This is a genomic window from Robertmurraya sp. GLU-23 (genome assembly GCF_052983275.1).
Genome location: NZ_JBRKCV010000005.1, coordinates 52113 through 69004 on the forward strand (window position 1 = coordinate 52113; position 16892 = coordinate 69004).

A 16892-nucleotide genomic window follows, 5' to 3' on the forward strand; every position below is an offset into this window, starting at 1 on the left:
TAATCAGAGATTATTAAATGTTTTTTTCTTGATTCTTTTGTGTTTCTTGCTTTTCCCTTTTGTAAATGTTACAGAGAGTGATTGCAACCTTAAGTTTCATAAAAAAATTCAAATCATTATGCTCTTTCCTCAACATTGTCCTTTGATTTTTCATAGGGCTATTTTTAGGAATCACTATGGCATACTTAGCATGATTCCCCCTTGAAGGTTTAATCTTGATAACTGCAACAAAATTATCATCTTGTTGTGCCACAACCATGTCTTTATTTACTTGTACTATTTCCGTTTCATTTCTTACGTTCATCTCTCTACCCTCTTTCGTAAATTCCTTATTGTCATGATGTTCTATTTAGAGGGTGTGATACCTTCTTTTTTTACATAAATAATATACCTAGCTGATATATCAGCTAGGTATTTTTATTATGTCTTACTTGTTTAACACTTATTTGATTTGTTTCTTTGATTCAAGTCTGTCTTTAATACTTACGATATTATCCTTTATAGGAACAGACTCTGTTTTAAGATAACCTTCCTCTAATCCAAGCAATTCCTCAACTTCTTCCCTATATAAACTTAGGCCAAAATGTTGGGATAGTTTCTGCATAAATTCATCACCAGTAATGTAGTTATTTTCAATAAGTAGTTCTATTGCTTGTTTCATTGATACTGGTTCTCTAATGTCTTTTATATCATCAAGTGGTTCTTTGGTTCTCCAACCTTTTTGACTTATAGACCTTTGCATGTATTGGTACGTTCCTTCTGTAATAGCACCTAATTTATAAGCTCGCATAACCATTGCGCCAATAGATACACACCATTTCTTTTTTAGAAGTTTATAATACATTAAATCGTTAGGATGTATTGAGACGTCTCTCAAGAAACTTTCTTTAGGTAAAAGAAATGCTGCTGCAAAATCATTAGCTTCTTGCTCAATTTGTTTGAACTCATCCTTACTCAAGTCATCTAAATTTAGATAAGGATCATGTAAGACTTTATGTCCCAATTCATGAGCCACATCAAATTGGCGTCTGTAAAAAGAACCTTTATCGTTTCCTAAAACAATTGAATAATATTGTTTTCCATTGACTTCATGTAGCGATCCAAAAGCATCAATTGTTCTCTTATCCAAATTTAAAGAAGAAATGACAAATCCCTTTGTTTCCAATAAGAAGACAATATCCTTAATAGGTTGATCCTCTAAGCCCCATTCTACTCTTAATCGATTCGCAATCTCTTCAACATTCTCAGACTCCCTTTCAGAAAAGTCTGGGACATGCAATTCTGGAAAATCAACATACTCTTCAAGTAATGCTCGAATTATTGTTAAATATTTAACACGGTCATACTGCATTTCTCTTTCTTTTTTGCCAGTTGTTAACAGAGAACGAAAGTATGTGTTACCAGTTTTGACTTCTATCGAATTCTCATAAAAGTATTCTTTTGGAAATTTTAATATATTGCTTATTTGTATTAGCGATTCAAAAGTAGGAACTGCTTTGTTATTTTCATACTTCGAAATCATTTGTTTACTTACTTCTAGTTCGTTTGCAAGGTCAGTAATAGTATATCCTCGATATATTCTTCCTTCTCTTAGTCTTGAACCGTTAAATTGGCGTTCTAACACCCTGATACCTCCTTATGAGAACAGGACCATTTAACTGTTTCCTTCCTCTTTTATATCTTTTTTTTGCTGCTTTTTGCTTGGAATTTCTTTTTCAAAATGATTTTTTCTGTTTTTAACCTCTAGTTTCACCTTAGGAATAATACCAATATTTTCAGTATTGTCAATGGTTTCTTCATCTATAACTAGAATGCTTCCGTATTCATCGTCAGGAACATGCGCAGACCAATCTTGAACATCAATTAGCTCAAAATATCGATTAAATAGTTTCGCTTCAACCCCAACTATTTTTCTTTCTTCTTCCTTAGCAACTACAAAAATTACTTGGTTTACTAACGGATATTCTTCCCCTAGTATTTTCTGAGCCTCTCTGATTCTACGCATCTCGTAATCTTCAGGAAAAACAGAAAAAAATGACATTTGCTGATTGTCCATATCAACTGGGTCACTATTTAGGGATACAAAGGCTTGGAAGTAATGAATATTTTCCCTTCCGAGTTTTTTAATAACCCCTTCTAAATTCTTGTCTTTTGAAAAGACATATAAAGTGCCAGAATCAAGATTTAGAACACAAATAAATGACCATATTGCTCTTTTTCTAGTTAGAACCAATAATTCATTCTGTAATGCAACTTGTTTGATTCTATTGAACCTAGTATCCCATGATCCTCCATTCTTAAAGTTCCCTGTGTCCCAGCCGTACTCTTGCCTAACTTCATTTACAACTTCATTTGTTGTTCCTGTAAATGCTTTAACAAGATTCCCAATAACCAAATGACCCATACCTGAACTAATACTCATTTACTATCTCCTCTCATTTTTGGACTATGTATTATTTAATTTAATCTTACTACATTTTTTTGTAAAAAGTAAACCATTTACTAATATTTTTTATTTTTAATATATCAAAAAGACGAAACAATATATTTATTAACCAGAAAATATTTTAAATTAAATATGACCATAGATTGAATGCTTATATTTTATAAGTTAGGAAGTGGTAACACAAAAGTACCTTATTCCCTAAATCCCTCCGTAATGATAGAATCTAATTATTCATCGAAATAACGCCTTAAATAAGTGTTTATTTATTGAAAAAATATAGGCTGGTATCATAAAAATACCTCCTACCCAATATCACTCCGGAGTGATACAATCTACTAAACTAATTAAAAAGGGGGATGGTCGAATGCCACAATACAAACACAAGGATAGAAGTAAAAAGGAAGATTTGTTATGGTACTTTGAGTATCAATATAAGGGAATAAGAAGGAAACAAAGTGGTTTTAAAGATAGAGATGATGCTAGAGATGCAGAAACTGCAGATAGAGAAAAACTTAAAAGACAATTAAGTGGGGATTATGAAATTGAAGACAATATGGCTGAACATATACAAGTTTGGCTAAATGGTAGAAGAAACCTATCCGATAACACAAGAAGTGTTTATCAAATGCAACTTGATACCCACATTAAGCCCTTCTTTAACAAAAAAGCCGTTAATCAAATTAAGGCCACTGATGTCCAATTGTTTTTAAACAGTTTATATGATAAGAACTTAAGCAGTGCTACGGTAAAAAAAGCATATAACATTGTGAACAAGTATTATAACGACCTATTAAAAAGACAAGAAATCAAGTATAACCCATGTAATGGGGTTGAAAAACCAAAAGAGACGAACAAAAAAATTGAAGTACTTGATGAAAAGGAACTCAAAGAATTTTTAGAGTTTGCTGAGGGCTATACTCGTTATGCTTTTGCCTTTAGATTGGCTGCACACACCGGCCTTAGACGTGGGGAATTATTAGCCTTACAGTGGCGTGATATTGATTTAGATAGAAAAACAATCAATGTCAGAAAAAGATTAGTTAGAGCGGCTATGGGGACAGATCGTTATATGCAAGAAGGCACAAAGACTTCTTTAGGAAGATTTGTTGCTTTTTCGGAACAAATGAAACAAGACATTATTAAACATAAAGAAATGCAAAAGGTGGAAAAAGCAATGAATGAGTATGAAGATAATGATTTAGTAATCGCTACTCAAAACGGAAAGTTCGTATCTGTTGATAACTTTTCACGTATTTTCCGTAATACACTAAAATCAAGCCCAGTAAATAAAAATTTATCCTTCCATGCAATACGCCATACACATGCTACTCTAATGCTAAAAGCAGGTGTTCAAATGAAAGTAGTATCAGAAAGGCTAGGACATAGTTCAATCAAAATTACTATGGACACATATGCACATTTACTACCATCAATGGAGACTGAAGCCATTGAAAAATTCGAACGGTTATTTGAATAAAACGGTGGAGTAAAATCCACCCCGCCAAAATCCCACCGCGAAAAAGATTCTATCAGAAAACCGGTCAAAGGTTACTCAATTTTCGACATATAAAAAGGCACTCTCTAACTTCTTAGAAAGTGCCTTAAACCTATGAGCGATGAGGGATTCGAACCCCCGACCCTCACCCTGTCAAGGTGATGTTCTCCCACTGAACTAATCGCTCGTAATATAAAGGATAGTTTCCCTGTCAAGGTGATGCTCTCCCAGCTGAGCTAACAGATCTCTTTTATAGTACAAATTTTATTATACTTGATTTATGAGAATTGTCAATATCATCACACATATATCATAAGTCTCTCATTTTTCTTTAATAAGTCCCATGTATCCCTGAATGATCTCAAAAATTTTCCCAACTTTCTAACTCTACAAGTCTATTGATTTTATTTAAAAATTATCACTATACTTACCTTACAACCTCTCAAGGTTGAACCTTTAAGTTGGGAAGGAGTTCATACATGAGAAAAAGAACTTTAGGCTCTGTGCTAATTAGCGCAGCAATGGGACTATCATTATTTGCAAGCGGTGCACTAGGCGCGCAGCAAGAAAGTGCTTCAAAGGATACTTATCGAGTGTACATCCAAGGACCTCAGAGTGAAAAGGGTAAAGCCAAACAAACGTATGGATCGCGCTGGGACTTTGGAAAGGATGGGTTTTCAACAACGGTAAATGAAAGTCAGTACAACGCTTTACTTAAAAACAAGAATCTTACCATCCAAATGGTTGAAGAGGTAAGTCTCGAAGATCGTACAGAAGCAAACGCAAAACCTGGAGTATCTGCACAAGCTCTCCCTAGTGACCAAACACCTTGGGGGATTCAAGCAATCTATAATGATAGTTCTGTTCAAAAAACATCCGGGGGCGCAGGAATTAAAGTTGCTGTGTTAGATACCGGTGTTTATACAAGCCATATTGACTTAGCAGGTTCAGCTGAACAGTGTAAAGACTTCACTCAAAATCGTTCACCTTTGATCAACGGATCGTGCTCCGATAAAAACGGTCATGGAACACATGTCGCTGGCACAGTATTAGCTCATGGCGGTAGTGACGGACTAGGAATTTATGGAGTGGCTCCTGAAGCTGACCTTTGGGCTTACAAGGTACTAAACGACCGTGGTTCAGGCTATTCCGATGACATCGCTGGAGCTATACGACATGCAGCAGACGAAGCAACAAGAACAGGTTCAAAGGTTATAATTTCCATGTCTCTTGGATCAAGTTCAAAAGATACCATGATTGCAAATGCAGTTGATTATGCTTACAGCAAAGGGTTATTAGTGGTTGCAGCTGCTGGTAATAGCGGTTCTGCAAGCAACACCATTGGTTACCCAGGTGCTTTAGTTAATGCCGTTGCGGTGGCTGCACTTGAAAATGTTCAACAAAATGGAACTTATCGAGTCGCTGATTTTTCATCCAGAGGCAATCCGAATACTGATGGTGATTTCGTAATTCAAGAGCGTGATATTGAAGTATCAGCACCTGGTGCAGCAATAGAATCTACTTGGTATAATGGTGGATATAACACAATTAGTGGGACATCTATGGCTACACCACATGTTTCTGGTTTAGCGGCGAAAATATGGGCAGCTAACCCTTCACTCTCACATACACAGCTTAGAAGCGAACTACAAACTCGTGCAAAATCATACGATATATACGGCGGAGTTGGTGCGGCAGCTGGAGACGACTATGCCTCAGGTTTTGGATTCCCTCGTGTAAGATAAAGCAAGAGTAAAAAACCATTCAGTTTTCGCTGGATGGTTTTTTACGTTCGAATTATCGTCCTTTTTTCCTGTATTCAAAAATATCTGAAAAATAGGTTTACATTTATGCTAACGGTGATAAAGTATAAGCAATAGGAGGTGATTTCGTTGCAATTCGGACCTTTAATTAAGTATTATCGTACTCAAAAAGGTCTTACCCAAAAGGAGCTTGCTAATGGAATTTGTTCCGTTTCCCATCTAAGCAAAATTGAAAATAATGGAAAGGAAGCAAATGATGAAACCATTTCTTTCTTGCTCGATCGATTACATATAAGCATAAATCGGGCCGAGGAACAGGAAAAAATTATCGGTGACTTATTAAATACATTAAATGAAAAGATTTATTTTTACCAAAAAAACGAGGTTAAAGATATTATCAACCAGTTAAAGAATTATGACGCAATTATTCCGTTTACCTCTTACCTACATACATACGAGCTGTATAAGATGCGTTACCTATTATTTCTCGGTAATGTAGATCAAGCCGACCACCAAAAAGAAATTCTTAATAAACTAAAGAAATCATTTTCCCAACATGAAATCTATTTATTTCATTATTGTATTACGGTACTGTATATATTAAAGGGGCAATTTGAACAAGCGGATCAACAGTTTGACTCCTTATTTCAAATCAGTCATGACTCTTCTTCGGGCGAATTCTTATATTATCGTTCAATGGTAAAGGCTGCCTTACAGCAGTCCGGTCACGCCATTCACTTTGCAAAAGCAGCCCTCCAATCCTACATGAATGAGCATAATTTTATTCGGATCCTTCATTGCTTAATGCTCTTAGGAATTAACTACACTCATTCTGGAATCTTCGAAGAAGCAAAAAGCTGTTTTCACCATTTAGAAAGAAATGCAACATTATTAAACGAAACGAATCTCCTACCTCAAATTTATCATAATATCGGTCTTCTTTATAAAAAGCTTGAAGACTACGATAAAGCAATGTTGTATTTAAATAAAAGTCTTTCCTTACAATCATCACCTACCACTCATTGTCTCGTTACACAGTATGTTAAAGGTCAGGTTGCTTATGAGATGCAATTACATGAACTTGCAAAAGAAGCCTTTACCATCACATTTACTATCTCAGAAACTCTAAATAATAAAAAGTATTCCATTCTTTCAAAATATTATCTCCTTGCATTGGAGAATCAATCAAAGTCAATCCAATTCGTTATTTTAACTGTTATTCCATATTTAGAAAGCTCAAATGAAAATAAAGATGACTTACTTATGTTTTATCAATTACTTTCCAAACATTATCATTCAACTGGTATGTTTGAGAAAGCAATATATTATTTGAATAAAACCATTTAGGAGGATATTATGAAAAAACTAATCCATTCCTTTGTTGTCATCGCATTTATTCTTACAGCTTCAACAGGTGCAACATACGCTCTATCAAGCTCCGATGCTCCACAGGGCCACCCAATTTTACCTCCAGTGAAAGAAGCATAAAAGTACGGCGGTCTGAGAAACTTCAGACCGTCGTTTTGTTTTAAGTAAAATAGATATTAATTTAAAATAATTATAAAAAAGTATTGATTTCTGAATGAGAAGTGTTATCATTAACGATATACTGATCTGAACTTCCCAAATTTCTAATCTACTAATAAAGAGGTTCTTTTATGAATAATGAATTAGAATTAGATTTCGAAAAACTTATCCCTTTATTAAAAGAACGTGGACTACGAATTACACCACAAAGAATACTAATATTAAGAACAATTGCTTCCATGAAAGGCCATCCAACTGTGGATGATATACATTCAAAACTCCCCTCTATTAGTATTGCAACCATCTACAATAATGTAAAAATGTTTGTAAAATTAAATATATTAAATGAATTACCCTATGGTAATGGATTAAGCAAATATGAATTTAAAATGGATGAACATTATCATGTGATTTGTCATATATGTGGAATAATTGAAGACTTCAAATATCCATTATTAAGAGAAGTGGAAGATATAGCTAATAAGTTAACTAAGTTTCGTGTTCATTCTCATCAGCTCGAGCTTTATGGAATATGTAAAAAATGTAGTGAAAACAAAGAAGTTACTAAATAAAAAAGAAGGCGATTAATATGCATAACAGTGTATGTCCTAAGTGTCAAACTCCCATAAAATATTTAAAACATAGTGTGATCTGTAAATGTGGAAGTAAGTTTAAAATCAGAAAAAATTAACCATTCCCTTAAAACTGCCAAAACATGTGCAGTTTTTTATTTTTTAGTTTGTATGTCCTTGTTCCTTTTATCAAAAAATAAGTATGAATAATGATGAAAAGGCGGAGATGCAATGAAAAAAAACAACTCATCAAAAATTGCTGGTAAAACCTTCGAGCCCTCTGATTACAACAGTGAAAACCAACTCGAAATGGGATTAGCCCAAACACATGAACAAGCAAGTGATGGTTATTATGAAGGGACGATCGACCAAGAACTAGAGAAGAATGACTGATTCAAAAAAGTGTGGATTTTTTTCCACACTTTTTTTCATTTATTGAATAAAGAACGTTTGTTCGCATATAATAAGAGTAACACGATCCACTGCGAGGGATGCAAATGCACCGATTATTAATGAAGTCACTACAGGAAAAACAACCGGTAGAAATTATTTATATTTCTGACAAACAACACATCACTCAGCGAATCATACTCGTAAATGAAATCAAACCTCACTATATTAAAGCCTACTGTTTTTTACGTAAACAAAATAGATTATTTAAAATATATAATATTTTATCGGTTTCTCCTAAAAAGCAAAAAGAGCCTTATATCAGCTAGGCTCTTTTTGCTCTGTTCTTATCCTATGGCTCTCGTTGCTTCAGGTCTTTTAATAATGATTTGAAGTGCAACTAATACTCCAAACGTCACTAACCCTATGATGTCAGTAACCCCTTCTGGATAAATCAGAAGAATCCCACCAACAATTCCAACAATTCGTTCCCACCAGAATAGCTTTCTCATCCAATACCCGATAACTCCTGCACCTATCGCCATCATACCTGCAAGTGCAGAGAAGATGACCCAGATAAGGTACGTCCATGTTGTATCAATCATTAACAACTCTGGCGATAAAACAAACATGTACGGAATGATAAATGCTGCGATAGCCAACTTCGCTGATTGTACACCTGTACGAATCGGCTCGCCTCCAGAAACACCTGCTGCTGCAAAAGCTGCTAATGCAACCGGAGGTGTAATGTCAGCGATGATTCCGAAATAAAACACAAATAAATGTGCCGACAAATCAGGTACACCAAGCAATATGATTGCTGGTGCAGCGATTGTAGACGTAATAACATAGTTAGCTGTTGTTGGAGATCCCATACCTAGCACAATCGCTGCAAGCATGGTTAACATTAAAGTTGGAATTAACGCTCCACCAGCAAGATCTAACAACCCATTAGCAAGCTTTAAGCCTAGTCCTGTTTTTGTAACAACACCCACAATGATACCAGCTGCAGCGGTAGCCGCTGCTACTCCAAGCGCCGTTCTTGCACCATCTACAAGCGCTTCAATAATCCCTCTAATACCTATGCGTGTCTCTTTATTAAAAGCTCCTACAATAATTGCTACAAGGATGGAAAAAAGTGCAGCTCTTGTTACTGTCATACCAGAAGTCATTAACACGATTACTGCGATAATCGGTGTTAATAAATAGAACTTTTTAAGCACTTCTTTTCGATTAGGCATTTCCTCATCTTTTAAGCCTCTTAGTCCAAGTCGCTTGGCTTCAAAGTGAGTCATAATCCATATTCCAGCAAAATATAACAAAGCTGGAATAGCAGCAGCTTTCGCAATTTCCCAATATGTTATTCCACCAATAAATTCAACCATTAAGAATGCTGCAGCACCCATGATTGGTGGCATTAACTGTCCACCTGTTGATGCCGCTGCCTCTACTGCACCAGCAAAGTCCTTTTTATAACCAAGTTTTTTCATCATAGGGATTGTAAATGAGCCAGAGGTAACAACGTTAGCAACTGAGCTCCCACTAATTGTCCCTTGTAAAGCACTTGAGAAAATAGCTACCTTTGCAGGCCCACCAATTCTTTTTCCGGCAATTGATACTGCCAAGTCATTGAAATACTGCCCAACACCTGTTTTTACAAGGAAGGCACCAAAGAGTAAAAATAAGAAGATATACGTTGAAGATACTCCTAAAGGTGTACCCAAGATTCCTTCTGTTGTATAAAACATCGTTTGAACAAGTCGTTCAAGTGAAAGCCCTCGATGTGCTAAGAAGCTCGGCATATATGGTCCATATACAGCATATGCAAGAAAAAGTCCTGCAATAATTGTTATTGGCAACCCGACTGCCCTTCTCGTTGCCTCAAGCACAAGAATAATGGCAAGAAGCCCAATATAAAAGTCCATATCATTTAACATACCAACTCGTAATACTAACTCATCGATCATTAGTGGCCAATAAGCTCCCACCGCAACTGAAGCTATTGCTAATAATACATCAAACCAAGCAACTTTATGTTTTTTCCCTTTCGTTTTTCTAGCAGGAAAGAGTAGAAATATAAGAGCTAGCGCAAATCCTAAATGAATTGAACGTTGCAATTGAGCAGTGAGAATACCAAAAATACCTGTATAAAGTTGAAATAATGAAAATGATAATAATCCGAGAAATACAATCCAACCTAAAATTCCTGTTAGCTTTCTCGTACCAGCTTCCGGATCGTATTTTTCCAATAGTTCTTCTTGCTGTTCTTGTGACAGAGATTCAAATTTATCCGTCAATGAGATTCACTCCTTTCCATTGTTGATAAAGGTTCATCTTAATTACCTTTATTCTAACCAAAGAACCTGGTTCTACATATTTATTTAAAGGGTACTCCTTGTCTCCATATATCACTGTATGATTAGCACGGACCTTTCCAGTTCTTAGATCAAAGTATGGAAAAATCCGATTCATATTTTTTATATAATATTTCCCATTCTTCTGCTCAAAAACTTCACCTTTTGATGCATTTTCTGGCATCCCAATGGAAAAATCAGAGTATTCAAGTTCATACTGTTTTATATCTCCATCGCTATTCACTTGATAACTCTCAATTACTTCTGATAGATGAATCGAATGTGTATATTTTATTTTAAATTCTGGAAGGTCTCCAAGTGGAATATATACAAGAACCTTACCAGTGTTCTCTAACTGAAAAGTTAGTGCTTTTTTATATGGAATGATTGATAGACAAATGATGAGTAACATACTGAGGAATAAACTTAGAAAGGATTTACTTTTAATCACTTTCCTCATGGTAACACGTCCATTTTCTAATACATATTTATCTCTATAAAGCGAAAAATTGACCGACCAAAATAACCATAATTGGTTATAAAAGCCGGCCGGTCACATTTTCAGCAAACTACTTATTATTCAGCTTTAATACCTTTTTCATCGTAATACTTCTGTGCACCTGGATGAATGTCAATTCCTACACCATTTACAGCATTTTCAGCAGAAATTAATTTACCTTTAGCATGTGTAACCTTATCAAGGTTTTCAAAAATTGCTTTTGTAATATCATATACTACTTCTTCAGAAAGGTCTGATTTTACGACTAACATTGCTTGAACAGCAACAGTTGCCACTTTATCAGTTAGGCCGTACGTACCAGCAGGAACTTCGTCCTCAACATAGTATGGATATGCTTCAATTAATTCTGCAATTTTATCAGCAGCAATTGGTACAATCACAATATCTTCTGTTGCAGATAACCCTTCCACTGCTCCTGTTGGTGTTCCAGCAGTAACGAATGCAGCGTCAATTGTTCCATCTTGAATACCTGCAGTAGATTCATCAAATGATAGATCTTGCTTCTCGATATCATCAAATGATAATCCATGAACCTCTAAAATTTGTTCTGCATTAGCAGCTGTACCTGAACCAGGTGCTCCTACAGAAACTTTTTTCCCTTTTAAATCTTCAACAGAGCTAATTCCTGAATCTGCAGTAGTAACAATTTGTATTGTTTCAGGATATAATGTTCCAATTGCTTGAACATTATCAACTGCATTTCCTTCAAACATTAATTTTCCGTCTTTAGCGTATGAAGCGATATCAGTTTGTGAAAAGGCAATTTCTGCATCACCAGCTTTAAGTGTGGTCATGTTCTCTGCAGAAGCACCTGATGTTTCAGCGTTTGTTTCAATACCAGTTGCATCCGAAATAATCGATGCAAATGATCCACCTAGCGGGTAGTATGTACCACCAGTTCCACCTGTTACGATACTAATGAACTTTGGTTTTTCAGCACCTGTATCAGTGCTATCCTCAGCACCAGTTCCCTCGTCATTGTTTGCTCCACAAGCAGCAAGCACAAGTGACAGTACCAACATTAGAACAGTTGAGAGAAGAAAACGTTTCTTTTTCAATGGAATTCCCCCTTTTATAATTTTCCAGTTTTTCGTTTCAATTTTATCATAACCCTTCATCAGTTTGTCAAACAATTTGGTACAACTAGCTTATCGCCTACAACTTTACGATCATTCATTCTTTTACACTCTATTTATTTATGTATTTCTATACAGTATTTATACATTAGTAAAATAAATTTATTTCCATACAATATTTTATGATAAAATTTCTGTAGTACCTTTATATTCCAGTTAGGGGGAAATGCTAAGTGAATATTCTAAAAGGAACACTCCAAGACTTATTATTTTATAGCTACGAACTTAAAGAAGATATAAACCTTTTGGTATATAAACCAGCCAATTTTTCACCTTTGTACAAGTACCATCTCCTTGTTACAGCTGATGGGAAAGATTATTTCCAATTAGGTAGAATGGCAAGGCATTGTGATGAGCTACTTTCTGAAAAGGAAATAGAAAATATTATTGTTGTTGGAGTTCCTTATCTTACATTTGAAGATCGCAGGGAAAAATATCATCCGAAAGGCAATAATCACGCAGCGTACATCCGTTTTTTGGCCCATGAGCTTATTCCATTTTTAGATCAAGAGTTTCCCACCTTCCAAATGGGGATGGGCCGTGCATTAATTGGTGATTCCTTGGGCGCAACTATTTCTCTACTCGCCGCAATAAAATATCCAAACACATTTGGAAAGGTCATTCTTCAGTCCCCATACATTAATAACAGCATCTTGGAAGAAGTGATTAATGAAAACACCACTAGCCTTCTCTCTATTTACCATAGCATTGGCAAAAACGAGACAGCTGTAAATATGACAAACGAAAAAGTGTATGATTTTCTTTCACCGAACCGGGCACTGAACAAATACTTGAAAAATCACTCTCTTTCCTATATTTATCATGAATTTGACGGTGATCATACTTGGACATATTGGCAAGGAGACTTGAGAACGTCCCTAAAAGCGATGTTTGGCTCATAATGCAAAGGGTATTACGGACCATGTATGGGTATAATTATATAAATGATTTAGAAAATTTGTTATAATATTCAATATTCAATTCTTCTATTTTATATAGATTAACGGAGGTCATAAAATGAAATTTGGAATTGTTATTTTCCCTGGAAAAACACTTCAAGATTTAGCTAATTCTTATAGAAAGCGCTATGATCCTCATTACTCACTCATTCCACCACATATCACATTAAAAGCACCATTTGAATCTAACGAGGATGAGGCAAAAACATTAGCTAACAAACTTGATGATATTGCAAAAAGATTTTCTCCTTTACATATTCACATACCAAAATTCAGTTCTTTTCATCCTGTGAACAATGTAATTTATTTAAAAGTAGAACCTTCTACTGAAATTACGGATCTTCATGAGGCAATTGATGCTCTTGGTTATGGAGAGGCTACAGAATATGCCTTTGTTCCGCATATCACGTTAGGACAAAGATTATCAGATGATGAGCATTCAGATGTTTTCGGATCCTTAAGAATGCAGAAGATGAATCACGATGAACACGTTGATCGTTTCCATCTTTTGTATCAACTAGAGAACGGCTCATGGACAGTTTTTGAAACTTTTAGGCTTGGAAAGGAATAGATACTAGTGAATGTAGAAATCGTTACAACAAAAGAACAGCAACAGGATGCCTTTAAAGTTCGAAAACTGGTATTTGTTGAGGAACAACAAGTACCAGAGGAAGAAGAGATTGACCAGTATGACGAAGAATGCACTCACTTCGTACTTTACGATCAGGAAATTCCTATCGGTGCTGGTCGCTTTCGAAATTTAGATGGTATCGGAAAAGTGGAACGAATCTGTGTGCTGTCTAGGAGCAGAGGTACCGGAGCTGGGAAACTACTAATGGATCAAATCGAACAGTATGCCAAACAAAATAATTATACTGCATTAAAATTAAACGCTCAAACACAAGCCATCCCCTTTTACAGTAAATTAGGATATGAAGTCATATCTGAAGAGTTTATGGATGCTGGCATTCCTCATCGAACAATGAAGAAATATATATAAAAAAATGCCTCAATTATGAGGCATTTTTTTATACACTTATGTCAAAGTATTTTCCTTTTCCTGTAATCTCATATATATGTGCTAAAGCATCATTAGAAGGCCTTACTACTTTTCTCTCTTCTCTTTGAAGCAATTTCTTAGAAAAAGAAGATTGCTGATGCTGATTATCCTCTGAAGTTCCACTTTTTATCGGATTTACTCTATTAACCGATTCATATTTATATGGATCTCTAGTTGCTATTAAGTTTCTCTCTATATACTGGTTTGATTGAAAATTAACTACTGGAGCAATATAGCCCATCTTCTTCACCTCTTTCATAAATCTCCCATGAGCTTTTGGAAAAATAAAACTTTTATTTTTTCTTCTTTATGTAGGAGTAATTGTTTTGTTATGATAGAGTTCGATTGAGTTTTTGATTTTAAGGGGTTAATTATGAAAATTGCTATGAAAAATAATGAAAAAGTTAATTTGGACATTTTAGATAGAGAGAATTATCAATTTGTATATGATGAAGCTAAGAAAGGAAAACTTCATTGTCCCATTTGTAAAGAACAGGTCCGTTTGTATTTAGGAATACAAGAGAAGCCCTATTTTTATCATATGCTGCGGAAGCACTTTAATTGTAAAGAATTAGAAAGTACTTCCACTGAAATGGCTAATGAATCTATTGAGTACGTTGAACGAAATGGCTTCAAAATACCAGTCACACGTATGATTGTATCTCCAGCCAAACATCATACATTTCAGCCATCAATATATGTCAAAGCTTCTCCCTCCTTTCAACCAACCGTTCGGCAAGAAACAAACATAACCTCACACTATATAAAACGATTATTCAACAACGGTTTCCAACTTGATGATCAACAATTAAAGGCGGTAACAACGGTAAACGGTTCTGTCCTTGTAGTTGCTGGTGCTGGTAGTGGTAAGACGAGAGTGTTGACTACAAGAGCTGCCTATATGCTTTGTGAGCTAAAAATAGATCCGAAATCCATCATGCTCGTTACGTTTACAGCGAAAGCAGCCACTGAAATGAAAGAAAGGCTTATTCAATATCCTCTTCTTTCATCTACAGACATCAATAGGCTGTTAACTGGTACATTTCATAGTATTTTTTATAGAATACTAGCTTTCCATGAGCCAGAAAGATGGCATCCATCTAAACTGATAAAAAAGGATTGGCAAAAGGACCAAATACTTAAAGAAGGTGGAAAAACAATCTCACTTGATGAAAAGGAGTTTGCATACGATTTAGCTCTACAACAAATTGGCTATTGGAAAAATACATTTCTTCTTCCACAGGATGTACAAACAGCTAGTCGTTGGGAGGAGCAAGTGTTGCATTTATATAAATATTATGAACAAGAAAAGGAAAAGAAGAACCTTTTTGACTTTGATGATATGCTCATCGGATGCTATAAATATTTATCCAATCATCCAGATGTGCTAGAAATGTACCAAAATCGATTTCAATACTTTTTAATTGATGAGTTTCAAGATATTAACAAAGTACAATATGAGCTAATTAAATTGCTATCTCGCAACACCGAAAACTTATTTGCCGTTGGTGATGACGATCAATCTATTTATGCATTTCGAGGTAGTGACCCTAATTACCTTCTATCTTTTGAAAAAGATTTTCCAAATAGTAAAATGATTATCCTTAACGAAAATTACCGTTCCTCACATGAAATAATTTCAACTGCCAACCGGATCATTGAAAAAAATACAGCTCGCAGAAAAAAAATCATGCAAGCTCAATATCAACATTCTCTTTCACCTATGTTGTTTTATCCTTTTGATGAAGAAGAGGAAGCAACCATGATTGTTCAGGATATACATGAGAAACTACAAAACGGTTATGTTCCAAATGATATCGCCATATTATACCGAACGAATACCGGGAGCCGAGCAGTTTTTGAAAGACTGGCAACGACTAGCTTTCCTTTTCGAATAGATCTGGATTCCGAGAACTTTTATGAACGTTATTTAGTAAAATCCATGTTGTCCTTTCTTCGCCTAATCATTAATGAGGATGACCAGCACGCGATCAGTCAGATTCTCCCAGTTCTCTTTATTAGACAATCGGTTATGACTGACTTAAAAGCAAACAGCATTTTGAATGATTGCTCCATGCTCGAATGCTTATCCAATATTTCAACCGGACATGCTTTTCAAGAAAGAAAGCTAAAAAAGCTATTACCTTCTATTAGAAGCTTGAAAGGACGTACGCCGCTAGAGTGCATTGAATTTATTGAAAAGGAAGTAGGATTTGGGGATTATCTAAAAAAGCGTGGCAATGAAGGAAATAGTCTTGAAAAAGGCTCTGACGATATTCGAGATTTAAAGGTCGCAGCTAAGAACTTTCAAACAATCATCGACTTCCTAGACCACACGAAGCATATGAGTGCAATGAATAAAGAAATAAAACAACTTAGTAAACAGCTTGAACAGGCAATTACCCTTAGCACCATTCATCGAGCAAAAGGATTAGAATACCGGGTCGTGTATATTCTTGATGTTGTTGACGGAGGAATCCCCCACGACTACGCACTAGAATCTTTGAGGAATGGTGAGTCGGCACCAATTGAAGAAGAACGTCGATTACTATATGTAGCGATCACACGTGCTAAAGAAGAATGCTATATAGCGATACCACATAAGAGAAGAGGTAAAAATGCTAAGCCCTCTAGATTTTTAGCTCCCATCCTTCCTAAATAATAAAGGAA

The 16892-nt window shown here is 35.3% G+C and carries 16 protein-coding genes, 1 tRNA gene and 1 pseudogene; 10 read left to right on the forward strand and 8 right to left on the reverse strand.

Going from position 1 to position 16892, the window contains the following annotated elements; genetic code table 11:
* Positions 1–13: 13 nt before the first annotated feature.
* From ACVBAX_RS10580 to ACVBAX_RS10590, 3 genes are all read right to left on the reverse strand, one after another.
* Complete coding sequence (locus ACVBAX_RS10580) at positions 14–304, reverse strand: hypothetical protein (RefSeq protein ID WP_447117012.1); 291 nt, start codon at positions 302–304, stop codon at positions 14–16.
* Between the two features lie 138 nt (positions 305–442).
* Entirely contained in the window at positions 443–1624 is a 1182-nt protein-coding gene (locus tag ACVBAX_RS10585; RefSeq protein WP_447117013.1) for a helix-turn-helix domain-containing protein, read from the reverse strand.
* Between the two features lie 30 nt (positions 1625–1654).
* The gene (locus ACVBAX_RS10590; RefSeq protein WP_447117014.1) at positions 1655–2422 is read right to left on the reverse strand and encodes a DUF5986 family protein; all 768 of its coding nucleotides are present in this window, start codon (positions 2420–2422) and stop codon (positions 1655–1657) included.
* Between the two features lie 388 nt (positions 2423–2810).
* Between ACVBAX_RS10590 and ACVBAX_RS10595 the strand changes: the two genes are divergently transcribed.
* Positions 2811–3923, forward strand: coding sequence for a tyrosine-type recombinase/integrase (locus ACVBAX_RS10595; protein WP_447117015.1), 1113 nt, complete (start codon positions 2811–2813; stop codon positions 3921–3923).
* Positions 3924–4056: 133 nt separating this feature from the next.
* Here the strand turns inward: ACVBAX_RS10595 and ACVBAX_RS10600 are convergent.
* Positions 4057–4128, reverse strand: a tRNA-Val gene (locus ACVBAX_RS10600).
* Between the two features lie 292 nt (positions 4129–4420).
* Between ACVBAX_RS10600 and ACVBAX_RS10605 the strand changes: the two genes are divergently transcribed.
* The 5 genes and pseudogenes from ACVBAX_RS10605 to ACVBAX_RS10625 form a co-directional block, all read left to right on the forward strand.
* Positions 4421–5686: a S8 family serine peptidase gene (locus ACVBAX_RS10605; RefSeq protein WP_447117016.1), complete on the forward strand. Its 1266-nt coding sequence runs from the start codon at positions 4421–4423 to the stop codon at positions 5684–5686.
* 147 nt (positions 5687–5833) lie between these two features.
* On the forward strand, positions 5834–7051 hold the full coding sequence (locus ACVBAX_RS10610; protein ID WP_447117018.1) for a helix-turn-helix domain-containing protein: 1218 nt from the start codon (positions 5834–5836) through the stop codon (positions 7049–7051).
* 9 nt (positions 7052–7060) lie between these two features.
* On the forward strand, positions 7061–7192 hold the full coding sequence (locus ACVBAX_RS10615; protein ID WP_430773677.1) for a hypothetical protein: 132 nt from the start codon (positions 7061–7063) through the stop codon (positions 7190–7192).
* A gap of 170 nt (positions 7193–7362) precedes the next feature.
* The gene (locus ACVBAX_RS10620) at positions 7363–7803 is read left to right on the forward strand and encodes a Fur family transcriptional regulator (RefSeq protein WP_447117019.1); all 441 of its coding nucleotides are present in this window, start codon (positions 7363–7365) and stop codon (positions 7801–7803) included.
* A 234-nt stretch (positions 7804–8037) separates the two neighbouring features.
* Positions 8038–8196, forward strand: a pseudogene (locus tag ACVBAX_RS10625) (YozQ family protein); the annotation flags it as partial.
* A 344-nt stretch (positions 8197–8540) separates the two neighbouring features.
* Here the strand turns inward: ACVBAX_RS10625 and ACVBAX_RS10630 are convergent.
* The 3 genes from ACVBAX_RS10630 to ACVBAX_RS10640 all read right to left on the reverse strand — a co-directional run bounded on the left by ACVBAX_RS10630 (position 8541) and on the right by ACVBAX_RS10640 (position 12125).
* Positions 8541–10490, reverse strand: a complete 1950-nt coding sequence (locus tag ACVBAX_RS10630; protein ID WP_447117020.1) for a TRAP transporter permease — start codon at positions 10488–10490, stop codon at positions 8541–8543.
* On the reverse strand, positions 10480–11007 hold the full coding sequence (locus tag ACVBAX_RS10635; protein WP_447117021.1) for a DUF1850 domain-containing protein: 528 nt from the start codon (positions 11005–11007) through the stop codon (positions 10480–10482). The genes ACVBAX_RS10630 and ACVBAX_RS10635 overlap by 11 nt, the downstream gene beginning before the upstream one ends.
* 116 nt (positions 11008–11123) lie before the next feature.
* Positions 11124–12125, reverse strand: a complete 1002-nt coding sequence (locus tag ACVBAX_RS10640) for a TAXI family TRAP transporter solute-binding subunit (protein WP_447117022.1) — start codon at positions 12123–12125, stop codon at positions 11124–11126.
* Between the two features lie 257 nt (positions 12126–12382).
* On the opposite strand from ACVBAX_RS10640, the gene ACVBAX_RS10645 reads away from it, so the two are divergent.
* From ACVBAX_RS10645 to ACVBAX_RS10655, 3 genes are all read left to right on the forward strand, one after another.
* Positions 12383–13105 carry an alpha/beta hydrolase gene (locus ACVBAX_RS10645; protein WP_447117155.1) on the forward strand — a complete coding sequence of 241 codons (723 nt, stop codon included), beginning with the start codon at positions 12383–12385 and terminating at the stop codon, positions 13103–13105.
* A 115-nt stretch (positions 13106–13220) separates the two neighbouring features.
* Positions 13221–13733 carry a YjcG family protein gene (locus tag ACVBAX_RS10650; protein ID WP_447117023.1) on the forward strand — a complete coding sequence of 171 codons (513 nt, stop codon included), beginning with the start codon at positions 13221–13223 and terminating at the stop codon, positions 13731–13733.
* A 6-nt stretch (positions 13734–13739) separates the two neighbouring features.
* Positions 13740–14162, forward strand: coding sequence for a GNAT family N-acetyltransferase (locus ACVBAX_RS10655; protein ID WP_447117025.1), 423 nt, complete (start codon positions 13740–13742; stop codon positions 14160–14162).
* 28 nt (positions 14163–14190) lie between these two features.
* On the opposite strand, the gene ACVBAX_RS10660 is transcribed toward ACVBAX_RS10655, so the two are convergent.
* Positions 14191–14481, reverse strand: coding sequence for a hypothetical protein (locus ACVBAX_RS10660; RefSeq protein WP_447117026.1), 291 nt, complete (start codon positions 14479–14481; stop codon positions 14191–14193).
* Between the two features lie 114 nt (positions 14482–14595).
* On the opposite strand from ACVBAX_RS10660, the gene ACVBAX_RS10665 reads away from it, so the two are divergent.
* Positions 14596–16884 carry a UvrD-helicase domain-containing protein gene (locus ACVBAX_RS10665; RefSeq protein ID WP_447117027.1) on the forward strand — a complete coding sequence of 763 codons (2289 nt, stop codon included), beginning with the start codon at positions 14596–14598 and terminating at the stop codon, positions 16882–16884.
* Positions 16885–16892 lie beyond the last annotated feature (8 nt).

Excerpts from the sequence above, each read along its gene's own strand:
- ACVBAX_RS10650 (WP_447117023.1), top strand. The coding sequence starts at position 13,221 with ATGAAATTTGGAATTGTTATTTTCCCTGGAAAAACACTTCAAGATTTA.
- ACVBAX_RS10660 (WP_447117026.1), bottom strand. The coding sequence starts at position 14,481 with ATGAAAGAGGTGAAGAAGATGGGCTATATTGCTCCAGTAGTTAATTTT.
- ACVBAX_RS10635 (WP_447117021.1), bottom strand. The coding sequence starts at position 11,007 with ATGAGGAAAGTGATTAAAAGTAAATCCTTTCTAAGTTTATTCCTCAGT.
- ACVBAX_RS10605 (WP_447117016.1), top strand. The coding sequence starts at position 4,421 with ATGAGAAAAAGAACTTTAGGCTCTGTGCTAATTAGCGCAGCAATGGGA.
- ACVBAX_RS10590 (WP_447117014.1), bottom strand. The coding sequence starts at position 2,422 with ATGAGTATTAGTTCAGGTATGGGTCATTTGGTTATTGGGAATCTTGTT.
- ACVBAX_RS10595 (WP_447117015.1), top strand. The coding sequence starts at position 2,811 with ATGCCACAATACAAACACAAGGATAGAAGTAAAAAGGAAGATTTGTTA.
- ACVBAX_RS10620 (WP_447117019.1), top strand. The coding sequence starts at position 7,363 with ATGAATAATGAATTAGAATTAGATTTCGAAAAACTTATCCCTTTATTA.
- ACVBAX_RS10615 (WP_430773677.1), top strand. The coding sequence starts at position 7,061 with ATGAAAAAACTAATCCATTCCTTTGTTGTCATCGCATTTATTCTTACA.
- ACVBAX_RS10580 (WP_447117012.1), bottom strand. The coding sequence starts at position 304 with ATGAACGTAAGAAATGAAACGGAAATAGTACAAGTAAATAAAGACATG.
- ACVBAX_RS10665 (WP_447117027.1), top strand. The coding sequence starts at position 14,596 with ATGAAAATTGCTATGAAAAATAATGAAAAAGTTAATTTGGACATTTTA.